The following is a 22,651-nucleotide window of genomic DNA, read 5'->3' on the forward strand; positions in this document are numbered from 1 at the left end:
AGACTTTTCTTTGATGAGAAGATTAGATGTTAATGTAATATGTTAGCTATAATCCCATGTAGCAAGGCCCTCTTTTAGGAGGGCTTTTTTATACATAGCAAGAGAATTAGCAATAAAAAGCTCCCTTATGGGTAGGGAGCTTAGGTAGATAGAATTAGCCTGCGAAAAACAAGGCTAATAGCTGCTAATTTAGCATAAAGTATTTAGTAGTGGGCCAAATTACTGAAACTCAATCGAAAACCCCTTATCATATCCCTGGTCCTCAAAAAAGGGCCTAAGCTCAATAAATTCTTTTAGGGATCTATATTCCTTTAGTCCTTCTGAAGTTTTTACCTGTAAAGGGCCAAAGCCGTCCATCTGCTCATAGAGCTGAACGAGGTAAGAGATCGCATCCACGCGGTTATTAAAGCCTTCCTTTTGCTGAACGATTTTATCAAAGACATGCCAGACCTCATGCGAAAGTCTGAGGGTATTGGGCTTTTTCATGTAACTCTCCTCGATGGCGATGTCTCCTTCGGCCGGTAAAGGGTAGCCGTGAATGACTTCGGTTTTTCCTTTGTATCCGCTACGTTCTACGAACTCATAGATCTCTTTGAGGCTGCCGTAGAAGTTTAGCTCGGGATGTGTTTTGGAGGAGAGCTGGTAGTATTTCATAGGTTTTGTAATAGATATTCAATAAGAAAAAAAGGGGAGAGAAATACAAAATAATGTGGGGAGATTTGGAATTAATAAAATATAATTACAATATTGTCATATAATATCTATGAGAACAGAGACTTAGGTATTAATAGTAAGACAATGAACAAAGACAGCTCATCTCTAAAAAGGGAGATAAACAAAAGGATTCGAAGAACTCTGTTCTCAAAAAAAAGCGCCTCAGTAATTGCTTTCTCCCTTATGCTTCCCTCGCTGAGCCTGGCTCAGGCGACGGGAGCGGGAGTTTCTGCTGCCTTGACGGGGGTAAAAGACTGGATCGTGGCTATTGCCAATGTACTATTTGTGATTGTGATCGTTATTGGGATCATAAAAACGGTAGCTGCCTTTGTGCAAGGCTCCCCCAATGCGACCCGGAACCTGGTGCTGCTTATTGTAGCAGCGCTTGTTTGGTTTGGCTTTAGCTTGCTGGTGGCTGACTTCTCTTCTTTAGGAGCTATAGAGAATATCTAGGACTTAGTTATTAAAAATTAGGGAGTAAGGCCTTTGGATTCTTTGCTCCCCTTCCCTTAGCGATATGAAAATTTATAAATCCCTCGAACGGAGGTCCTATGTGCTGGGCCTGCCCTTGCAAGAGCTGGGCATGCTGATCTGCTTATTTATGCTAAGTGTCTTGGGAGGCTCTTTGGCAGGAGTAGTTATTAAGGTTCCTTTGAGCTTTTACCTGCTCTCTGTTTTGCTCATTATGGGGCTATACCTTTTACTTAGAAGAGCTGCCAGGCAAAAGCATCCCAGCTTTTTGCTTAGCTACATTTCCTACCACTTTTTCCAGGCAAAAGATATAGGGTCATGAGAAGAAAACAAAGGAGTTTGGAGCGGCTTATCCCAGTTCAGGAAATCTCGGATGAGAAGCTGCTCTTAAAAGACGGAAGAGTTGCGATAGGCTTTCGGCTGGATTTGGCAGAAAAAGAGCAAAAGACAGGGGCAGAGATTCGGGCAGAAAAGCTAGCGCTCATGGCAGGGCTTAAAAATTTACCGCCAGGCTCCACTTTACAAAAGCTGGATATCTATTATCACCAGGCTTTTGAAGACAAGGGCAGGGGGCAGGGCTATTTTGAAAGGAAGGCCCATCAGCACTTTTACCACAGACTTATCCTGAGTCATGAAAGCTATCTGTTTTTTTCCCTGGGCAAAGAAGATCAGCCCGCTGCCAATCCTGTCAATAGTTTTTTCTCTTTTGGACGGGCACTTGGCAAAGATCCTTTTTCGGGCCTGAAGGAAAGGGCTCAAAAAGTAGAAAAAACAGGAGCTGAGTTGGAAGGATTGTTTAGTAGGCAGGGCCTGGAAATAAAGCGGCTGGGGGATCAAGAACTGGATCAGCTGTATAAAGCCTTTTTCAACCTGGATTTTATCCATCAGCCCCAAGGCTATGAAAGAAGTATGACAATGGAGAAAGGGGCTATGCAAATAGGTGAGAAGCGCGCCTTGGTTATTAGCCTTACAGAGCAGGGGGCAGTGGCAGATGAGCTCATGCTAAAAGGAGGCGTAGCTTCTTACTTTTCTTCCCCCCTGGGAGAAGAGCTCTGTATTCCCCATATCGTCTCAACGAGCTTTCGGATAGAAGATAGAGACAAAGAGCTAAAGGCCCTGGATTTGGATAAGAAACTAAATGCCAGTCTTGATTTTTTATCTGCTCAGGATCATGAGATACGCTCAGCGGAGATAGAGGCATTTACCGCTGAAGTGAGAATAAATAGCGAGCAGCTAGTGTCTGCACATGTATCGCTACTTCTTTGGAGCGAAAGAGAGGATAGCTTAGGGGCCTATGCAGATGAGGCCCTGGCAGCTATAAGAAAAATGTCAGGAGCCAGGGGATGGGTCGAGAGCTATGATACAGCAAATCTCTTTTTTGCAGCAGCTCCTGGAAATAGCTATCAGGGATATAGGGGGCTATTGATGCGGGCTGAAAATGCGCTTTGCTACCTGGACCTTAGCGGGAGTTATAAAAAGGGCAAAGAGGGCATCAGGCTTCTTGACCGTTATAGAAATCCCTTACGGGTAGAGCTTTATAATACAGCGCTAAATAATCAAAATGCTTTGGTGATTGGCCCCTCGGGTTCGGGTAAGTCTTTTACGGTGGGCTCTTTTATTATTCAAAGGCATGAAAAGGGGCACCGGCAAATCATCATAGATAATGGAGGCAGTTATAAAAATGCCCTGACGGCTTTGGATGGGAAGTATTATGAATACGAGCCGGAGCATCCTTTGTCTTTTAATCCCTTTTTACTTCCGAAAAATAAAGCAGGGAAAAGATACCTCTCGGGAGATAAACTCACTTTTTTAATCTCACTTTTGGCCACTCTTTGGAAGGGAGGAGCTAAACTGAGTCAGGCCGAACGCTCGATTCTTTCTTTGCTGATTCCCAAATTTTATACCGAGGCAGAAGAGAGAATCTTGAAGATCTCTGATTTTTATAGCTGGCTGGAAGGCTTTATAGATGGGGGAGGGGAGGAGCTAGAAAAAATGAAGTCCAGCTTTGACTTTGCTTCCTTTCTTATCACCCTTCAACCCTTTGTAAGGGGGGAGTATAAGGAGGTGCTAAACGCAGAAACGGATATAGATATCTCTCAGTTTCCGCTTATCTGTTTTGATATGGCGAGGGTCAAAAGCAATCTGCTGTTGTATCCCATCATCGCTTTACTTATCACCGAGCTTGCCCTGGATCAGATACGGGCCTACCCTAATCAGCGCAAGTACATCTACATGGATGAAGCCTGGTCCATGCTGGCCGATTCAATGGGAGAATTTGTGGAGAATATGTATCGCACCGTTCGGAAGAATAAGGGTTCGATGTGCATCATTACCCAGGGCATTGCAGAGATCACTGCTTCGGCTGTGGGCCCGGCGATACTAGCTAATGCAGATACCCAAATCATTCTCAATCATACTGACAGCACCCAGGTAGAAAAGCTTTCGCATCTGCTGGGCTTTAGTCCGCATGAGCGGGATAAGATTCATTCTGTGAGGGTGATGAAAGACTTTCGGGAGCTGTTTATCAAGCAAGGAGATTATGGCAAGGTCTACCTGCTGGAGGTTTCTCCCCATGAAATGGCGGTGCTTTCCTCCAAGCCGGATGAGCGAAATGAATTAAGCCGGCTAATTAAAGAACGGGCAGCGGTCAGCCATGCATTGGATCAGTTTGTGGAAGAGAAATCTAAAAACTTTAAACAAAAGTCTTAAGCATGGGGAATATTAGCGGTATACACGCTCAGTTTGTAACGATAGGCTACGGAATCTCAGGCTCGGTGCTTTATGCAGCTAAGCTCAGCTTGCCTGTATTTCTAATTGCCATGCTGGCCTATAGCTATGTAAAGTCAGTGATAGAGCATAGGGATTTTCAGATTGACTATAGACCGCTCATCAGAACCTTGATTTTGATGTTTGTAGTCAACTTCTATGGGGAAATCATCTCGATGAGCTGCCTGTTGATAAGCGGACTCATTAATACTGTTCCCAGAAAGCCTGAGATCGGAGATGCGATATTGCAAATGGCAGAGGCAACGATGTCCTCTTCCAGCGACGCAGATCCCAGCGATGATTGGTGGGATCCTATTGTTACAGGATTTGAGTCTATCTTGAGTCTTAGGGCCTGGATACTATCTGCCCTGCAGGAAGGGATGCTATTCATTGTGCGGGCCGGGATTAGCCTTATCCGTTCCATGCTCTTGGTCTTTCTATATATAGTGGGGCCTATTGCGATTGCGCTTTCTGCCTTGCCGGGATTTAAGGCCTCTGGGCTTAGCTGGCTAAAGGGCTTTGTTGGGGTGCAGTTTTGGGAGCTGAGCTTACGGATTTTAGATCAGCTGGTATTTCAGTATAACCTAAACGGATTGCAAAACTTTTCTGCTGATATGCAGGATGCCGGTTATGGGCTGGCCTTTAACCTGGTTGCGCTTTTTATGTACCTGATCGTTCCCTCCATCACGAACTACTTTATCCATACAGGAGCAGCCGGAGGCTTTATGGCAAGGATTGCCCAAATCGGGGGAGCTATGCTGGTAATGGCCCGTATGGGAGCAGGCCCGGGAGCAGCAAGGAGGACTATAGAAGAAAGCTCGAAAGGATCGACTTTAGCCAGGGGGACCTCCATGCTAAGTGCTAGTACTTCTCCTACATCAAGCCCCTATCAAAGGCAAATTCCCAGACCGCCTAGCTTGAGCTATAATAGCTCCCATCCAAGGGTCAGCTATAAACTTTCCGATTCCTCTTTTTCAGATACTAAAAGCTAACGCTAAGAAATGAAAGCCTTACTAGACCAACATCAACGATACAAAGAGCTTAGGCTCATTGCCCTTGTGAGTTTGGGCATGCTGATACTTTCCAACCTCGGCTGGGCGCTTTTGCATATCCAGCAGCTATCAGCTGCCGGTGAAGGAAAGGTATATGTGGTAAGTTCTCGGGGGAGTTTTCCCGCCCGGCTTCAGCAGGAGGGAGAGACCACGATCTATGAAGCCCGAAACCATGTCGAGGCATTTATGCGGCTGATGTTTTCCCATGATGAGCTTAGCTATGGGGATCATATAGAAGCGGCTTTTCACCTGATTGAAAAAAAAGAAGGGGCTGCGATTTTTGAGGATTTCCAAAAAGGACAGGTGCATGATAACTACATCAAATACGGCTCCCGCTCAGAGCTAGAGATAGACTCCATCGCCCTGGATATGCAAGAGGAGCCTTACCGGGGAGCTGTTTATGGAAGGCAATACGTGATCTATGGAAAGGAGAGAAAGGCTTTGCCTATAGGAGCCAGCTTTCGCCTGACAAAACGGCCCAGGAATGAGAAGAATCCGCACGGGCTCCTGATTCAGGATTGGAAGTTTGTGCTTTATGAAAATCAATTTTTAGGTGAAAAGGAATAGGAAAATTAGCCATGAAGAAAAGTAGAAGCTTTACAGCTGAGCTAAAAATGATTGTACTTTGGATGCTATTAAGTCTGGGACCCTTTGCAGGAAGGGCCCAGCTTAATCTTAGCCCGCATCAGCTGGATACAATTTTTGTATCGGAGGCAGGAACTACGGTTATGATCTTTCCCCAGCCCTTGAGTTTGGTGGATTTGGGCAGTAATCATTTCCAGGCTTCCACCCATGAGAAAGTGCTTTTGCTAAAAGCAAGGCCTGATAGCTACGGGATATTGCCCACTACGCTTTTTGTCCGCTACGGCTCCGAAGGCTATTTCCAGGGCTTTTTAGCCTATGCTCCCAAGCCCCAAGAGCCCTTTTTTGATTGGCGGGCCATGGAGTTTTTTAGCCCGAAAAAGAAAGAGCCGGATCATCCGCTAGGAAATGCTTTTCAAAAGGAAGATAAAGTCAGCAAAGCTCCTGGACAAAAGGTGGAAGCTTTGGGGGAGCTAGATAAGGCAGAAATCACTTATTTCCAGGCAAGGATAGATAGCTTAAAAAAGCTGGGAAGAGAGCAGCTTTCTCCCAGGCAAAAAAGAGACGGGCTGGAGCTTAATCTGCAGGCTGTAAGGAATGATAGTTTATATACCTACCTAAGGCTGGGGCTAGTAAACCACTCTTCTTTGCCCTTTCGGATAAAAAAGCTGGAGCTAAGTCTAAGAGAGCCGGTAAGGGGAAAGTCTTTGCAGGACATCCAAGGGATGATTGCGCTTGCTTATAAAGAAGAGCCCCTTGTTTTAGAGCCTTATGGAGAAGAAGAGATCTACCTGATCTTTCCCCACAGCCCCAGCAGAAAAAAAGCCAGGCTTCAAGTCTTACTACAAGAGCGAAAAGGCAATAGGTCTCTGGAACTTGCCATTCCCTATACCCTCATCCTTAAAGCCCCCATACTCGATGAATAAGCTCAGACGTAAACACCTCCTTATTGGAGCAGGGGATTTGAAAGCAGATAAAGGGGGAGATGCCCGGGAGCTTAGTAGCCGAAAAAAAAGGCGGCTAAGGCTTTATGCATACGTAGGCGCGGGGCTTTTGCTTCTTATCCTGGCTGCTTTGTCGATAGGCTATCTGAAATATATACAAAGCAGCAGAGCGGCTAAAACGCCCATTGTCATGAATCCTGTTTCATCGGAGGATCCCGCCAAGATCAAGGTCCCTACTAAAAAAGAGCAGTATTTGCAGGAGATTCGAAATAGAAAGAGGAATGAGAAAAAGGAAGCCCTGGAGGCGGATCGCCTGGAGAGGATTTCTATGTCCTGGGAGAAGATTTATGGAGCTAAAGAAAAAGAGGGAGAAGCTATTGCTGTTTTACAGGAAAGGGAAGATGTGTGGGAGAAAAGAGAGCTTGAAAATAGAAGAGCTCTAGGCTCCAGAAGGAAGAAAAGTGGGGAGAACAGGGCCTCCCCTCATTACGCTGTTAAGGAAAAGGAATTTTATTCTAAGGGAGATTATGTCCCTAAAACCAAATCGAATCCGAAAAGTCATAATGATGTTAGGGTACAGCAAAAAAACGAAATTCTGGCAAAAAGGTTTAGTAGCGAGCAAAATGGGGAGATCATTTTTAATACCCTTAGCCGCGGCAAGCTTAAGCAAGATGAAATCCCCATTGCCAGGGTCAGGGGATATATAGCCGGAGATCAAAAAATACGAGCCGGGCAGTATATAAAACTTCGCCTGGCTGAGGATCTCTTGCTAGCCAGCGGCGAAGTGCTTCCGGCAGCTAGTCAGCTAATGGGCCTTTGCGCTTTTGGCAATAGTAGGGTAAAGGCAGAAGTTCAGGCGGTTTACCTAAAAGGAGAGCTGCTTCCCATCCGCCTGAAGGTCTTTGATCAGGACCTCATCGAAGGCATAGCCTATCATGATCCTCGCATCAAGGAAAGAGAGCAAAGAGAAGTAGAAAATTCGGCTAATTCTATCTACGACGATCTCTTCTCTGAAATTCCCTATGCCGGTGCTTTTTTAAATGCAGGAAGAAATATTGCCAGAAGCAGGCTGCGGGAAAAAAGCAGAAAAGTAAGCCTGCCAAACAATTACCCCCTCATCTTTCAGGTCTATCCTAACTAATCAATTTAAGCCAAAAACTATGAAAAAGATCTTATGCATCTTCACAATTTTTACGGCCTTTCAGCTGCAGACAGCTAAGGCCCAATTTATCACCTATGACCCTGCTCAGTTTGGCAATGCCCTGGTGCAAATTGGCAAGGCAGCGGTCCACATTAAAAAAGTGGTAGAGACCATCAAACAGATAAAGACCCATATCGATGTGGCTAAATCTACCAAGGATGAGATCATGCGGATTTGGGCCTTGCAAGAAAAGGTGAGAGAAGACCTGAAAAAACTCAAGGGCCTAAAGAACCTCCGCTGGAATGATCTGCAAAATGCCTTTGAAAATGCGATGCTGCTGGTGGATAATCCTGCGCAGTATTTCCGCTACCAAATGCCCCATGTGGCAGAGCTTCACAGGAGACTTTCCCGCGGGAAGACCAGCCAGGATGTACGAGAGCTCTATGAGTATTTCAACCGCTTTAGCTCTGCCTATGATCCTGCCATAGATTACGCAGAGCATTTGGAGTCCAGGACCGAGCATACAGAAAAAAAGTATGCGGCGGAAATGATGATCCAAAAAAGGCGCTTTCACCTTGCTATGTCCTATTCAAACATGGCCGAAGAAATGGCCCAAAAAGCAGAAGAGCTCAGGCTAAAGGTAGCAGAGGAAGGAAATTTGGAAATGACCCATGGGGAGCGGATCCTGGCTCAAAAGGCAGCCTCAGATGCCATGCTTCAGTCCATTGAGCTTCAGGAAAAGGCGGCCCATATGCTGGAGCTTGCCCTGGAAAAAGGAAACGCACAAAAAGGGGTGGATATCCAGGCGGTACGTGCCAAGGCTTTGCAGGCCCAGGCAGAGGCGCTGGAAGATATCTTGCCCGATCAGCATAATTAATATGTACATCCTAAAACTGGAAAAAGAAGAGTACCGGGCGCTATGTGAAATTCTCTTTGAAAAAGAAAAGCTTTACAAAGCCCGGCAAGGAGAGCCGGACTCCTCTAGCCTAAATTCAGCGGAAAAGGAGCTGGAAAGCGGATTCATCTCTCTTGTAAGAAAGATAAAACAAGGGCCATTATATGCCTTAAATCCCTGCAAAGTGATAAAGCTTAGGAAATAGAATTTTTCACCTACAACAAACAAACAATGAAACAGATATTTTTATGCTTAGTCTGCCTATTGGTCATTGCTCAGAGCTGGGCTCAGGATAGTCTTCAAAAAGCGCCTATCAAGTGTATGATATACGCTGAAGGAGACACAAGTGAAATACCCTTTGAGATCTATAATTTCCTGGCCCCAGATCCTTCTTTAGCCTTATCGATAAGCTATGAATCTAATTTTTTAGATAGCTTGGCTGAGCTGGATACTTATGATGCGCTTCTTTTGGCAAGTCGGGGCAAGCTAAGTTGGAGTGAAGAGAAGCGGAGGAATTTTGAGCAGTTTGTCAGAGAGGGCGGGGGAGTAGTGGGAATACCTCATGCGGCTGAGGCCTTTGATGATTTTCCCTTTTACGAAAATCTACTAGGGGCAAAACTTTTAGCTTCCGCTGATTCTTTTGCTCTCCTGGATTTAGAAAAAGAAGGATATCACCTCATAACAGAAGCTTTTCCTGCTCCCTGGAAAACAGGAGAATACCTGCCCCCTTATGAAATTACTTCATCGAATATTAAGCCGCTTTTTTCCTACCAGAATAAGCCCATTGCCTGGTATCAAAACCATCTGCACAGGCTTGATTCGTCCCGCTCCTTTTTTAGCGTATTGGGAGAAGATCCCTTAAGTTTTCGAAGCAATCCCCTTTTCCAAAAAATGATCAAAAGGGCCATCTATTTTACGGCCTTTAGACTTCCAAATCCCTCGCCTTATCCTCCCGGTGTAACGATTCTTTCTCCTAAATCCGGAAAGACCTATAAACGCTATCCCAAGCAAGTCTCTGTAAGAAGCCGTTTTTTTGAAACTGCCCTTTCCGGAGAAGTAGATAGCCTGGCCATTCTCCTAAATGACAGCCTATACACATCTCTGCCGGGCCTTGAGAACTTTTCCATCTTAGTCAGTAAACCCGGTCTCTATGAACTTATCATCCGGGCCTATACAGATAAAGGCAACTACATCTCTGCCTATACTAATTTTGCCATTAGAGATGAGGCGGGTTTAGGGCTTGCACTTTCAATAGATCATCAGCCTGTTTACAAAATAGGAGATACCCTGAGCATTCATACCCTCATCATTCATCCCGAGGATACAGCCCTTTCCGAGACTCCCAGGGATTTTGGGGGAGAGCTAGCACTTTTTCTAAATGAGGAGCTCTTAGTAAAAAGCAGCGCTTCTCCTTTTAGCTATTCCTATGTCCTGGATCAAGCTGGAGAGCTGCTTCTTAAAGCGCAGGCAAATGCCGGAGAGCTATTAGGAGTAGATTCTCTTTTTTTACTCGTGGAAGCTAAAGAGAAAGAGGCGCATAATCCGCTCAAGATTTTCCCTAATCCGCTTTCAAAAGAGCTTGCCTTCTCTTTTGAATCCACCAGCCATGGGCAAGGGAAGTGGGAGATTCTTAGCCTTAGCGGGGAGCTCATAAAAAGGGGAAGTTTTTTGAAAGAAGAGAATCCCTTTTCCCTGGAAATAGATCTCTCAGATATGGAAGCAGGCCTTTACCTACTTAGAGTCCGGATAGGTATGGAAGATTTCTCTTCGAAGTTTCTGAGAAAATAGGCCTGTTTCCAGGATTTGGATAGGAAGGAGAATAGGGGTCTTGTCCAACAAAAAGGGAAATAGTACCACTTTTTTGATGAGTTGGTTTAAATTTTGACCCAGAATTACTTATTCTGGGTCAAATCCTAGTTAGCACTATTAGTGATTATCAAGACTCATTTTGTAAGGATAATTTTGAAACGGAATAAAAGCAATCTTAAACACTCAGAAATTGACTTTCAAAACCCATCCAACTTCAAGCACGATAATCATTATTATTAATAATGTTAACTATTGATAGGACTGATACACTAAAGAAGACATTCTTGCCCTAATTTAATGGACGGTGCTACCATGACGAATATTCTATATTACCATCCCCTAGCTTAGCATCTAGATATCTAAGCCAAAATTCTGTTTAGCTTCCCTTCTATTATGCTCTCTCTATTAAATAAAAATTTGACGTATTTTTGTTAGAAGAAACAAAATAAACACAAAAGAATAGAAACTTTTAATGAACTCTATAAATGAAGTATCTGTAGAACAAATCTCCATGCTAAATGATATCCAGCTTACTAGACTATTAGATGGATTATTAAAAAATGAAGCATTTGCGCATAAATTGCCTAATTGCAAACATTTTGTTCCTCTGAATATTACATCAAAAGATGGAGGAATTGATGGAGGAATCACATGGGTAGACGGCCCTGAAAAGACCCATAGATTAGAGAATAGAAATACAGGGTTTCAAATAAAGGCTACAGACCTTTTCCCCAGCGGATGTGCTAATGAAATCTTAGAATCACCTAATAAATTAAAGCCGGAAATCAAAGCTTTGGTTACGTCGAATGGTTGTTATGTCCTATTTACTAATAAGCAACTTAACCAGCAATCCCAAAAAGCCCGAATTGCTGCATTTAGAAAAGCCATAGAAGACGCTGGCTATTCTAACCACTCAATATTTGAAATATTAGTTTATGATGCTCATTTAATAAGAGATTGGGTAAATGATTACATTGGTGTCGTTAAAATGGTTCAATATTTTTGTGGCATTAGTCGACCAGACAGTTTTTGTTCATTCGAAGAATGGGAACAGTTGATTAAGCCATGGAAAACTGACTTTCAAATTGATGAAAAGGTAACCGCCAATATAGAGCTTATAAAGCTATGCATTGAGAAAAATTATACATTACGCGTTTATGGTCATTCTGGAATAGGAAAGACTAGGCTTGTTTTCGAGGGAATCAAGCGCCTCGGATTTGGAGGTCAAATTGCTTATTTAGATTTAGCTGGTGGAACTAATATTTCAAATATTAGGGAATTTTTTATTGCCAATCAATTATCAAAGAGTGGTATTATTATTATTGATAATTGTGATAAAGAAACACATTCTATACTTAGCTCTAGTTTATTCGAAAATGGCCACTTGAAGCTCATCACAATTGGATTTGATATCAGTCCTTCATTCAGAGATAAAGAGATCAAACTTGAAAGAGACCAGCAACGAGATCTTGTAAGAAAAATAGTTAAGGTAAAATTACCCAACTCTATTAGAAATGAAGATGCCGAATACATTTCACGGCTGTCTGAAGGTTATCCTTGGATGGCTATTAGATTTTGCGAAGAGGTTATTGAGCAAGGATTAATAGAAATCAACAAAATTCCGGTTGATGACTTTATTCAAAAACTTATTTTTGGTTCTACACCAGAAAATGAGGTTGAACGTGATATAATTAGAGCTTGTTCAGTATTTTCTGCCTTTGGGTTTTTGGATGACACTATTATTGATGTTTTAAATCCAGATCTCAGAGGCTCACTAAAAAGGCAAATGGATTTTATAAGAACAGAGGTATATGATGGCGAAATAACAGAAACAAAATTTAAAGCTATTTGCCAGAAGTATAGAGAAAAGGATATTATTGAAAGAAGGGGCACATATTATTTGGTAAAACCAACAAAATTAGCAATAGAATTGGCAGCGAGTTGGCTTATAGACACACCTCATGATAGAATTATAGGAATTATAAAAAAATTACAGAAAGTAAACCTTGAACGTCATTTTATAGAACGATTATCTGATTTAGATCAAATAGATAAAGCAAAAGATATTGTTGGCGAATTATGGGCACCCAATCGCCCTTTTGGTTCGGCGGAAGTACTTAATTCCACATGGGGTTCACTTCTCTTTCGCTATGTGGTAGAAGTGAACCCAAGATCAACTGTTAATGCACTTGAAAATGCATTCGGGTCTTATTCGATAGAACAGCTACTAGAAATTAAAGAAGGAAGAAGAAACCTTGTTTGGGCATTGGAAAAACTATGCTTCCGGAAAGAAACATTTCGAAAGGCTGCAAAAATATTATTTTCTTTTGCAGTAGCGGAAAATGAAAAATGGGGTAATAATGCTACTAATCAATTCTTACAATTATTCAAAGTTGTACTCCCTGGTACAGAGGTTAATTTTCAGGAGAGAATCAAAGTAATTAAATGGGGACTAAGTAAAGATGAATACTGTGAACTGGCTACCATGGCGATGGCGAAAGCGTTGATAAATGAAGGTTTCTTTCGAATGAGGGGATCGGAAAACCAAGGAAGTAGTGCCCCACTAAAAGATTATATTCCAAGCTCTACACTCGAAATCATAGATTATTGGTCGCAGGTAATTGACCTATTAACCCAAATTGCAACTTCAAATAATTCCGCTTCTGATTTTGCAAGAGATGTAGTTGCTAGAGGAATCTCAACCTTAATCAAAGAAGGACAATTTGATCTAGTAAACAAAGTTTTAGAACAAATAATATTGGTTAAAGGGGGTATATGGCCAGAAGCATTGAAGAACTTAAAATTTTCATTAAATGTATATAAAGATCTCCCACAAAATGTAGTATTAGAAATTGAAAAAAGAATAGAAGAATTGACCCCTAGTGGTATTAAGGAACAATTATCCTGGATAGTATCAGTTCCTGAATGGAAATCCTATGAAAAGGATAAAGATGGGAATAAAATAAAAACACCACAGGAAAATGCTGAAAAACTTGCTGAAAGAATAATTAAGGAAAATATACCATGGATTGAACATATTGAAAGTTTATTAGAAGGAGAACAGCGTGAAGCATTTTCTTTTGGTAAAAGACTCGCGGAATTGAATTATGACAGAAAAAACTTTATTGATACGGTATTAGCGACCTTGGAAAAAATTCCCAAAGAAAAACAAAACTCAGGAATACTTTCTGGATTTGTTTATGGGACAAATGACAAGCAAGAGCTCAAAAAATTAGTCAATAGAATTATTGACAATCCCAAACTCCACCACCTAGCTTTTTATCTGACCCGAACAAATAATCCAGATATAGAAGACTTGATGAAGCTTTTCGTTCTGATTGATAAATACGATTTTTCTATCTTTCTTTTTAAAAATTTCGAATATGGAAATACAATTCCTCAACTTTCAGAAAAGAACCTTAATAAGTTTATAGACCGCCTTTGTAGCTATGAGAAATCCGGTAAATGGGTAGCATTATCAATTCTATATAGGAATTTCAGAGTAGTATTAAATCTTTGGAAGAAGCATGAAAAAAAAATAAAATCAATTATTTTAAGTGATAACCTACTGTTTGGAGTTCCTGAGTCAAATCAAATAAACTTCCATATTTGGGCTAACAGTATTGAAAAAATTTTAGAAACGGAAAAAACTAATGACTTCCCAATTAGAATTGCTAGGCAAATAGTCGAGTATTCTAGACAACCTGTTAACAGTATTTCAGCCGACGATGATATTAAATTTATTGCCGGGTTGCTGTTAAAAAATAGCTTTAATACTATTTGGGAAATTTTTGCGGAGGCATTATTAGGAGAATACATGCTTTCTTTTCAAATCAAAAACCTAATAGGGTTTAAAGGCAATTTGTTTGGCGGCGGGCAGAGTCATTTGCTTGAAAAGGATCAAAACATCGATACTATTTTAAAATGGTGCGCGCGTTATCCCGAAATAGCACCAATCAAAATAATTGAAATAGCACCGATAAACGTCAAGACTAATGAATCAAATGAATGGCACCCTTTGACTAGAGCTTTATTAAATGAATTTGGGGATAATGAAGAATTATTAATGAAGCTTGGATCAAATATGCGCTCATTCGGAATTACAGGATCTGTTGTTCCATATTATGAAATGTTAAATCAACTATTGAAGGAATTAACTGATCATGAAATTGACCGAGTAGCTGCTTGGGCAGAAGGGCAATTCGAATATTTCAAAAAAGAAATTAAACGAGAAAAGTTGGAGGACGAACAAAGAGGATTCTAGAACTATGAAATCGGGACCTAGTTTAAGATAGAACAGAAATTTCAATCCAGGTTTTCCATGGTAAGAAAAAAGGTTAGAGAATTCAAAGAACATTTATTTCTATATAAAGATTAAGGACCCACAAGACCAGAGAAAAATAACTGGAACCAAGTATGGGATTGCTAGAGAAGTGAATTCTGAAAACCACATAACGATCAAAAAAAAGACTCAGGCAGAGATAGATAGAAATTTGGATTATGTGAAAAAGAACATTCTAAATTCCAGCATAGCTAAAAACTTTCGCATTTATACTGAAATATTGCCAATGAAAAAACGAAGAAAATGATGTGTATTTTGGAATGTTTACCAATACAGGGACTTAAATTTTGCCACATTATTCCCAATTCTGGGTCAAAACACTCATCATCCACCCCATTCAAATCGTCCAGAATTGCACTTCTTCTTTTTGCGGTTGGCTTAATTGACACAGTTGTTATTGACAACTGTGTCAAAACGTTTTTTAATAAAATCGACCCTTTATTTCATATCGAAAATCAAGTAAAACCTATACTTTATTGCTGAGGATTATTTCAAAAGAATGACAAATTCAGGCATTTATTTAATGCTCAATAATTAACCCTCAAAATGAGTTAAAAAATGGGTATGCTGATTTTGCCCTGTAGAATTGATTCCTAATCCCTTATGGGAAAAATAAGTGGCACTTTTTCCCTTTTTGATAGGCAGAAACCTAAAAGGGGGTATAAGAAACTTTTTCGGATATGCAGATGCAGTGCACCTCATTGTTAACAAACAATTTGAAGTAATAATAATAACCTATGTTTATTGTTTTCGTAAACAGTAATGCGTATTTTGTAAACCTAAGGATTGCGTATGAAGCTATTGCACATTGTATCTGGGAAATCCTTGGATGCAGGTATCGAAGAAATTAAGGAAGAAGATTTAGGATGGATAGAAAGCTCAAGCGAATTCTCCTTTGACTGGTCAACAGAGCAGTTTTATGAAGTTTACAAAATTTTCTTGCTTGAAGATCGCCGGAATGTTTTGGGAATAATGTCCCTGATAGACCGCCCTGATGAATATAGGATTCATCTAAATCTATTGGAAGTTTCAAAATCCAACCAAGGCCGGAACAAATCAATAGATAATATCGCAGCTTGTTTAATTGCCTTTGCTGCAGAGAATGCGTTTAAAAGAGGCTACTATGGATTTGTTTCATTAGAACCGAAGACTCTTTTAATTGAACACTACCAAAAAAATTATGGTTTCAGTCAATATGGCAGATACCTGGGAATTGAAGGCAAATCTTCGCGAATACTAATTAATAAATTTTTAGGAGATGAGTAAAAAAAATGAACCAAATTACGAACAGCTAAGTAAGTCCTTAACAGACGAAGAAATTGCTCAAAGCTATGTATTGAGAAGTAAAATGACTGAAGAGGAAAAATTACATGCAGATGCTGAGTTCAAAAAACTTCGTCTGGAAAAATTAGCATCCATGTCAGATGAGCAAATTTTGCAAAGCGAGCTAATCCGAATGAAACTCTTGATGAAAGACTATATTGAGCAGAGCGAATTTCTAGCCAGTTTCTCATTTGCTAATCAATTGAAGAAATACATAGAACTACTAAGGCTTTCACACGCTCAATTTGCCAGGGACATAGATATTCATAGAACCAAATTAAGCCGTATAATTAACTCAAAAGAGAATCCCAACATCGAATTGATGTATCGTTTGGAAATCCATAGCGGAGCAATGATTCCGGCAACCTATTGGTATCGATTATACACAAAGCAGATTGAAGAAGAGATTAAGACTAATCAAGAGAGGCGTGCAATAGAATCAGAGAAAGTCAAGAATGAACTAAATTTTAAATTATCAGCTTAAAGCTTTACGGAAAATTATGTTAAGGTCCCCTTCTCTTGCGAAATCACCGGCACAAATCCCACTGCATCAAAATAAGGCTTAAGTATCATCAGCTCAATGAGAGATGGAAACTCTTTGATTCCTTCGGGGGTGCTGGCATACACAGGGCCAAAGGCTTCGGCAATTTTTAAGGCTTTCAATCCATATTCGATGACAGAGGCCTGGGTCTTAAATTTATCCTTATCCTTCATGGCCTCTTCTATTTGATGCCAGGATTTATGGGTAATCCGTACAGCGCCTGTTTTTTTCTCAAGGGACTTCTCCAGGGAAATGTTCTTTCCACTTGGCAAGGGATATCCGTCTACTACGTTTGTATCTCCCTTATAGCTAATCTCCTTTGCGTATTGCCATATCTCTTTGGCAGTCCCATATTTAGTTAGCTCAGGCCTGTCCCTGAATTTTAGAATGTACTCGGTCATAGAATAGGCAAATTCTTAGGTTTTAAGCCTTAAGCTAGAAAAGAACGGGGATATATCAAAAATGTATATATGAATTATATATATAATTTAGTTTTCGGTAAGTTATTATTAATGAGGCTAAATAGTATATATAAATAAAGTGTTGCATTTATCTTAAAAAGCTCTTTACTTAATCCCAAGCAACCCATAAGTACAAATCAGAATTTCATACGGTTACGGCTTTTTTCAAAGGCCAAGAAATCTAATGCTTTCATTCTATGAAACGGATTATACTACTGCTATACTTATGCGCTTGCTCATCCTGTATGTTTGCTCAGCTGGAAGACCATCTTTCCTACGCAGAAGGAGGTTACTATGAGTTTATCAAGGACTCAGAGATTTCTCCTGAGGGCTTCTTTGAAAAATTTGCTCCAGAGCTAGGCTTAGGGAAGGAGGATGAAATGCGAATTTTCAGGCAAAACGAGGACGATTTAGGGAATTTGCATATAATGTACCAGCGTTTCTACAAAGGAATTAAAGTAGAGGGAAATACTTTTGCCCTTCATACTAAAAATGGGATTGTATTTTCAGCCAATGGAAAGCTGACGGATAAGCTTTCCGGATCCACATTGCCAAAACTTTCGGAACAAGAGGCCCGGGATTTTGCTATAAGATCTGTTAACTCGGAGCTTTTCGCCTGGGAAAGTGCAGAGTGGGAAGAAAGTTTACGAATAGAGGAAGGAAGTGAAGCAAGCTATTTCCCTCAAGGGGAACTTTTGATCTTAAAAGATAAGGTTTCGGATACTTACAAACTTGCCTGGAAATTTGAACTGGTTTCGCTTTTGCCATTTGAAGAATGGAGAGTATTAATTGATGGTAAAACAGGAGATCTGTTAGTGAAAATATCCGATACGTTTAATTGTCATCCCTATCAAGGCTCAGCAAACACCTTGTACTATGGCCTTCAGTCTTTGCAGATGAAGGATAGATTCTTTGCCCCTGGTTTTCATCTGGAAGACTGCGAACGGAAAATTGAAACGCGGGTATTTGAAAAAAATATAGGACTTCGGCCAGTAAGTAATCTTGAACCGAAAGCCTGGTCGAATATTTCCAAAGTCTGGAACCACTACGGTAATTGGGGAAATAATGACCGCATCGAGACTTCTACTCAATGGATCGCCCAGGAAACCTGGGACTACCTCGATCAAACATTTAACTGGCAGGGTTTAGATGGCAATGGAAGAAGAATCAGGATTTTGACTCAGCTGACTCATAGTGGAGTTCCAGCTCCTGTGAATGCGTTTCATAAAAGGAAAGAGCTGATACTTATAGGAGCCCTGAGTGATGGGAATGGAGGACATAAACCCATGACAAGCTTTCATCACCTTTCCCATGAGATATTTCATGGAGTAGTCATTAATACTGCGGATCTGGAGTCCAAAGGAGAGGCCGGATCAATACATGAAGCTTATTGTGACATTTTTAGCGCAATGGTCGATCGAAAACTGAGGGGTCAGTTCAACTGGGCTTTGTGCTCAGATGTAGCAAATAGAGCCCGGTTTATCAGGAATCTGGAAGATCCAAACGCCTCGGAGAATCCTGCCATGATAGGAGATGATTTTTATGTTCCTCAAAATTGTATTGGCTTTGATCGGTCTAATGATAACTGTTGGATTCATGTAAATAGTACCATTATAGGGCGGGCATTCAATCTGTTAGCTGGGAGTAATCGTCCTAATCAAAATGGAGTAAATGTGCAAGGCATTGGAGCTGAAAAAGCTATGAATATAGCCTTTAGGGCTTTGAGGGATGGATATCTAGCATCCGATGCAAATTTTTTTGATGCCAGATCGGCCTGGAGCTCAGTTGCCCGAATGATATATGGCCCATGTTCAACGGAAGAATATGCGGTGAAAATGGCTTTTGCAGCTGTGGGAATAGGAACAAAAAACAATCTCTGTGTAGAGATATCGGGATCAAGTGTTTTGTTAGACTGCAATGCATCCGCTCAGTTAGGCAGCTTCTATGCAAATGCACCTTCAGGTGCATCTGTGCAATGGTTACTTCCTTCGTCTTGGAGATATAGAATCACTGGGAGTAGGGGAGAGGGCTTGTCTTTACTCTCTGTTCCAAGAGGTATTCGTTCCGGGAATATTGGGGTAAGGATAAACTATCAGGGGAAGATGGCTACGGACTACTTCCCTTTTAGCCTAAGACCCTGTTTGCAGCAGCAGAGGAATGGAAGTCCCTATATTATGGCATTGTATCCCAATCCGGCCCAGAATTTTTCGGTGCTAAGGCTTGGCGATGAATTGATGGGAGGAGAATATTCGATATTTAATTTAGCCGGGCAAAAACTGATAATTAAGGATAATATCAGTCAGATAGAAAAACTTAATCTTTCTGAGCTGGAGCCTGGGATTTATCTCCTTAAACTTCGTAAAGGCCAGCTATCCTATACTCAAAAACTCCAAATCATGCGATAAGCCTTCATGTATGAAAAGCTACTTACTATATCTTGCAGCTCTGAGCGGTTTGCTTTCACTTTCGCTTTCAACATCGGCACAAATAGGAAACCTTGAAAAAGAAAGGCAAAACCGATTGTCTATAGGATGGAACTTCAGTCATCTATCAACTTGGGAAATGTCCAGCCCCTATCACCTGAGCTTCTCATACGAACGCTACCTAAAGAACTCAAGATGGACAATTCGCTCAGGTGTTGATATAGTTAGCCTATGTTCCCAATGCGATGAGGAAATAGATTTTGGAGGTTCGGGAGGCTTGCAAGCGAGCATCTTCAAGCCCGTTAATGTTGACTACAGGATTTATAGTCTATTAGTAGGCCGGAAATTTAAGCAAAGGGAAGAACAACGGAGCTTTGGAGCCTTGTTCTTAGGACCAGCTTTGCGTACCGGCTATGAAAATTATTTCCTGGGGGTAAATGGATTTGAAATTTTTTATGATGGAAGGAGAGTTAGGGATTGGGGTGCTCTTATAAGGTATAGTCATGATATTTATATCAATGACCTTTTAAATCTCCAGTTATCGGGAAGCTATGGACTTTTTCTGCTCAACTTAGCGAGTAATCGGAGTGAATTCAAATCGCCCATAGATCACCTATCAGTGGGGTGTTCCCTAATTTTCAAAATCTAAGTTCTTTGTATGAAAATAGTTACTCATCTCTGCCTCCTACTTCTGGTATGGCTCTTAGTTCAGGCTTGCAAGCAAAAATCAGAGGAAGAAATCATTACCCTCCTGGAAAAAGATTGTGCGTGTGAGCAAATTCATTTTCAGGAAGAAATTTTGGGGAAACTCATTGAGCTCAATGAACAAGCACTTAAAAGGACTATTAGTCCCGAAGATGGCCTTAGGTGCTCCGAAAAACTTATTGCTCACATTCAAAAACACAAACTCGATCTCGATTGGGAGTTTCAAGCGCAGAAGCTAAAATCGGAAAGCGGAAAAAATTCGAGATCCAAAGAAGGCCTCGAAGCTTTCAAAAATGCTGCCATGAGGATGGAAGAGATAGCGCAGGATATGAAAGAACCTAGCTTACTCGCTACTGCTTACAGTCGATTACATGTTTTCTATGCGATGACAACAGGGGATGGGGAAGTAAACAAAGAAGAGGTAAGCTATCTCTATAAAGCCAGACTGGCTTCCAGAGAAAGTGGGGATTCGCTGGCTATCCTGACCAACCTTCAGCATGCCCAGACCATGGCCATGAAACTGATGGATCAGGAACGACTCCTTGAACTTTCAAAAGAGACACTTGATTTTTCAAATCCCAGTCAAAAGGAACATCAGAAATTTCGGGTTTTTGCTCATAAGCATATAGGGTATCATTATTATGCCATAGAGGACAATTTTGATTTGGCCGAAAAGCACCTGCGCAAAGGATATGAACTTGCCAAGGTTCATTTGGCCCCTATTCATGTAAGAATACTTGCAAGAGACCTTATTGCTCTTTATGCAAGCTATCATATGCCGGAGAAAATGGAGCCCTTCAGGAAATATATTCCAAGTCCGGATAGACTTCCTTTTACGGATGCCTATATAGCTTATGGGAAGGAGGATTATCAGAGAGCTGCTGATCTGGTTTATCCTTTGATCAATACAGAAGGAGCTATGGGGAATAAGGGACTTATCCTAAAATTTCATGCTGCAGAAATGCTCAGGCTTGCGTTTAAGGCAAAGGGAGATTATCCAAAGGCATTGAAGTATGCAGAGCTGAAAAACACTTTGCAGGATTCTTTATCTCAAATCAGCCTAAGAAGTAAAACTGAAGTTCTGCTGTTCGAAGAACACATGAAGGCGCAAAAGGAGAGCTTGCTGCAGAAGGATGAAAGTATCAAGAGACTCGTCGGAGGTTTATGCATTATTGGAATTCAGCTGCTCATACTCTTTATATTATTTACACGGCTTAGGAAACATAAGAAGACCCTGGAAGCACAAAATAGCCTAATCGAAAAGCAAAATAAGGAGCTGATCTCTGCCAATAGGAACCTTGATAGTTTTGCCCGGGTGGCTTCCCATGATCTTCGCTCTCCCCTTAGAAATATTCATTTCTACAGCGAAGTTCTGGAAAGAGAATTGCCTCAGAATAATAAAAAGGCAGAGGAATATTTTGAGGTCATTCGGTCCTCTTCCAAAGAGATGGACCGGCTACTGGATGACATCCTGAGCTATTCCCGAGCAGCTGAAGAGATTCAGGTATTTCAAAAAGTGGATCCTGAAGAAATAATAGCTAGAGTAGGGGAGAACTTGGAATCCGAAATACGAGCAAGGAAAGCTGTAATTGAGGTAGCAGATCTTCCCCAGATACAGGCACATGAGGGCCGGGTGTACCAGGTATTCCAAAACCTTATTAGTAATAGCCTGAAATATCAATCCAGGGAAAGGCCTCCGCGCATTGAAATCACATCCAAAGAAAATACCGATTACTGGATCATTGAATTAAGCGATAACGGAAAGGGAATCCCTGAAAACAGAATTTCTGAAGTTTTCAAAGAATACAAACGAATTGACATCGATCCGGATATTCCGGGATCTGGTTTAGGTCTTTCTATAGTGAAAAGGCATATGGAAGCACATAGTGGAAGGATCGAGATTGAATCAGCGGAAAACAGGGGTACAAGTTTCCAACTATTTTTTCCGAAAACACAAAATTAATGGATATGAATATACTACTGGTAGAAGATGAAAAAAGGCAGTACGATACCTTTGAGATGGTACTAAAAGAGTTGAACTCCAAGCATCCCTTGAAAGTCCACTGGGCCCAAAAAGATGAAGAGGTATTAAAGATTGCTCATGAAAAGCGCTTTGACCTGGTCTTTATGGATATAGGGCTAAGAGATTCTCAGATGGATGGGATTGCTCTGACCAAGCATTTGAAAAAGGAACTAAGGAAAGATTGGCCGATTGTGATTTTTTCAATTTCGAGAAATGAGGAGGATAAAGAGGCCGCAATGTCTGCTGGAGCAGATCAATATTTGGCTAAGCCTTATGGATATATGGAGATGATGATAAGTTTGGGCGATTTGATTAGCAAAGCCCAAAGAGGCGAACTGGCCTGATGATGGCAAAATTTGTTTTTCACCTCACTTTCTCAGGATTTATTGAAATTGCCATGTTGACATAGAGGGATTATTTGGTGTCAAAAGAATAGAGATTCTTTTTTACACTAAATAC

At 41.1% G+C, this 22,651-nt stretch carries 18 protein-coding genes; 16 read left to right on the top strand and 2 right to left on the bottom strand.

Going from position 1 to position 22,651, the window contains the following annotated elements; translation table 11 throughout:
- Positions 1 to 219: 219 nt before the first annotated feature.
- Positions 220 to 654, bottom strand: a complete 435-nt coding sequence (locus R8P61_33015) for a hypothetical protein (protein ID MDW3651942.1) — start codon at positions 652 to 654, stop codon at positions 220 to 222.
- A gap of 243 nt (positions 655 to 897) precedes the next feature.
- Here R8P61_33015 and R8P61_33020 point away from each other — a divergent pair, with 243 nt between their 5' ends.
- From R8P61_33020 to R8P61_33075, 12 genes are all read left to right on the top strand, one after another.
- A complete protein-coding gene (locus R8P61_33020) occupies positions 898 to 1,167 on the top strand; it encodes a hypothetical protein (GenBank protein MDW3651943.1) in 270 nt (89 codons plus the stop codon).
- 64 nt (positions 1,168 to 1,231) lie between these two features.
- Positions 1,232 to 1,507, top strand: coding sequence for a hypothetical protein (locus R8P61_33025; GenBank protein MDW3651944.1), 276 nt, complete (start codon positions 1,232 to 1,234; stop codon positions 1,505 to 1,507).
- The gene (locus R8P61_33030; GenBank protein ID MDW3651945.1) at positions 1,504 to 3,894 is read left to right on the top strand and encodes a TraM recognition domain-containing protein; all 2,391 of its coding nucleotides are present in this window, start codon (positions 1,504 to 1,506) and stop codon (positions 3,892 to 3,894) included. Before R8P61_33025 ends, R8P61_33030 begins: the two co-directional genes overlap by 4 nt.
- 2 nt (positions 3,895 to 3,896) lie before the next feature.
- The gene (locus R8P61_33035; protein MDW3651946.1) at positions 3,897 to 4,943 is read left to right on the top strand and encodes a hypothetical protein; all 1,047 of its coding nucleotides are present in this window, start codon (positions 3,897 to 3,899) and stop codon (positions 4,941 to 4,943) included.
- Positions 4,944 to 4,952: 9 nt separating this feature from the next.
- Entirely contained in the window at positions 4,953 to 5,570 is a 618-nt protein-coding gene (locus tag R8P61_33040) for a hypothetical protein (protein MDW3651947.1), read from the top strand.
- An 11-nt stretch (positions 5,571 to 5,581) separates the two neighbouring features.
- On the top strand, positions 5,582 to 6,511 hold the full coding sequence (locus R8P61_33045) for a DUF4138 domain-containing protein (protein MDW3651948.1): 930 nt from the start codon (positions 5,582 to 5,584) through the stop codon (positions 6,509 to 6,511).
- Entirely contained in the window at positions 6,504 to 7,670 is a 1,167-nt protein-coding gene (gene traM, locus R8P61_33050; GenBank protein ID MDW3651949.1) for a conjugative transposon protein TraM, read from the top strand. The genes R8P61_33045 and traM overlap by 8 nt, the downstream gene beginning before the upstream one ends.
- Before the next feature lie 19 nt (positions 7,671 to 7,689).
- Positions 7,690 to 8,547 (top strand): hypothetical protein, encoded by an 858-nt coding sequence (locus R8P61_33055; protein MDW3651950.1) that lies wholly within the window; start codon positions 7,690 to 7,692, stop codon positions 8,545 to 8,547.
- Positions 8,548 to 8,796: 249 nt separating this feature from the next.
- Positions 8,797 to 10,353 carry a ThuA domain-containing protein gene (locus R8P61_33060; GenBank protein MDW3651951.1) on the top strand — a complete coding sequence of 519 codons (1,557 nt, stop codon included), beginning with the start codon at positions 8,797 to 8,799 and terminating at the stop codon, positions 10,351 to 10,353.
- A gap of 493 nt (positions 10,354 to 10,846) precedes the next feature.
- Positions 10,847 to 14,638, top strand: a complete 3,792-nt coding sequence (locus R8P61_33065; GenBank protein MDW3651952.1) for a hypothetical protein — start codon at positions 10,847 to 10,849, stop codon at positions 14,636 to 14,638.
- 870 nt (positions 14,639 to 15,508) lie between these two features.
- On the top strand, positions 15,509 to 15,982 hold the full coding sequence (locus R8P61_33070) for a hypothetical protein (GenBank protein MDW3651953.1): 474 nt from the start codon (positions 15,509 to 15,511) through the stop codon (positions 15,980 to 15,982).
- Positions 15,975 to 16,523: a helix-turn-helix transcriptional regulator gene (locus R8P61_33075; protein MDW3651954.1), complete on the top strand. Its 549-nt coding sequence runs from the start codon at positions 15,975 to 15,977 to the stop codon at positions 16,521 to 16,523. Before R8P61_33070 ends, R8P61_33075 begins: the two co-directional genes overlap by 8 nt.
- Before the next feature lie 14 nt (positions 16,524 to 16,537).
- Here the strand turns inward: R8P61_33075 and R8P61_33080 are convergent, their stop codons facing one another.
- Positions 16,538 to 16,981: a hypothetical protein gene (locus tag R8P61_33080; GenBank protein MDW3651955.1), complete on the bottom strand. Its 444-nt coding sequence runs from the start codon at positions 16,979 to 16,981 to the stop codon at positions 16,538 to 16,540.
- A gap of 257 nt (positions 16,982 to 17,238) precedes the next feature.
- Here R8P61_33080 and R8P61_33085 point away from each other — a divergent pair, with 257 nt between their 5' ends.
- Genes R8P61_33085 through R8P61_33100 form a run of 4 tightly spaced genes read left to right on the top strand, consistent with a single transcriptional unit; the run spans position 17,239 to position 22,536 of the window.
- On the top strand, positions 17,239 to 19,446 hold the full coding sequence (locus R8P61_33085; protein ID MDW3651956.1) for a M4 family metallopeptidase: 2,208 nt from the start codon (positions 17,239 to 17,241) through the stop codon (positions 19,444 to 19,446).
- A 10-nt stretch (positions 19,447 to 19,456) separates the two neighbouring features.
- Positions 19,457 to 20,113: a hypothetical protein gene (locus tag R8P61_33090; protein MDW3651957.1), complete on the top strand. Its 657-nt coding sequence runs from the start codon at positions 19,457 to 19,459 to the stop codon at positions 20,111 to 20,113.
- Positions 20,114 to 20,122: 9 nt separating this feature from the next.
- A complete protein-coding gene (locus R8P61_33095; GenBank protein MDW3651958.1) occupies positions 20,123 to 22,132 on the top strand; it encodes a HAMP domain-containing sensor histidine kinase in 2,010 nt (669 codons plus the stop codon).
- Positions 22,133 to 22,137: 5 nt separating this feature from the next.
- Complete coding sequence (locus R8P61_33100; GenBank protein ID MDW3651959.1) at positions 22,138 to 22,536, top strand: response regulator; 399 nt, start codon at positions 22,138 to 22,140, stop codon at positions 22,534 to 22,536.
- The last annotated feature ends 115 nt before the right edge of the window (positions 22,537 to 22,651 follow it).

Source organism: Bacteroidia bacterium, assembly GCA_033391075.1.
Classification (GTDB): Bacteria; Bacteroidota; Bacteroidia; order J057; family J057; genus JAWPMV01.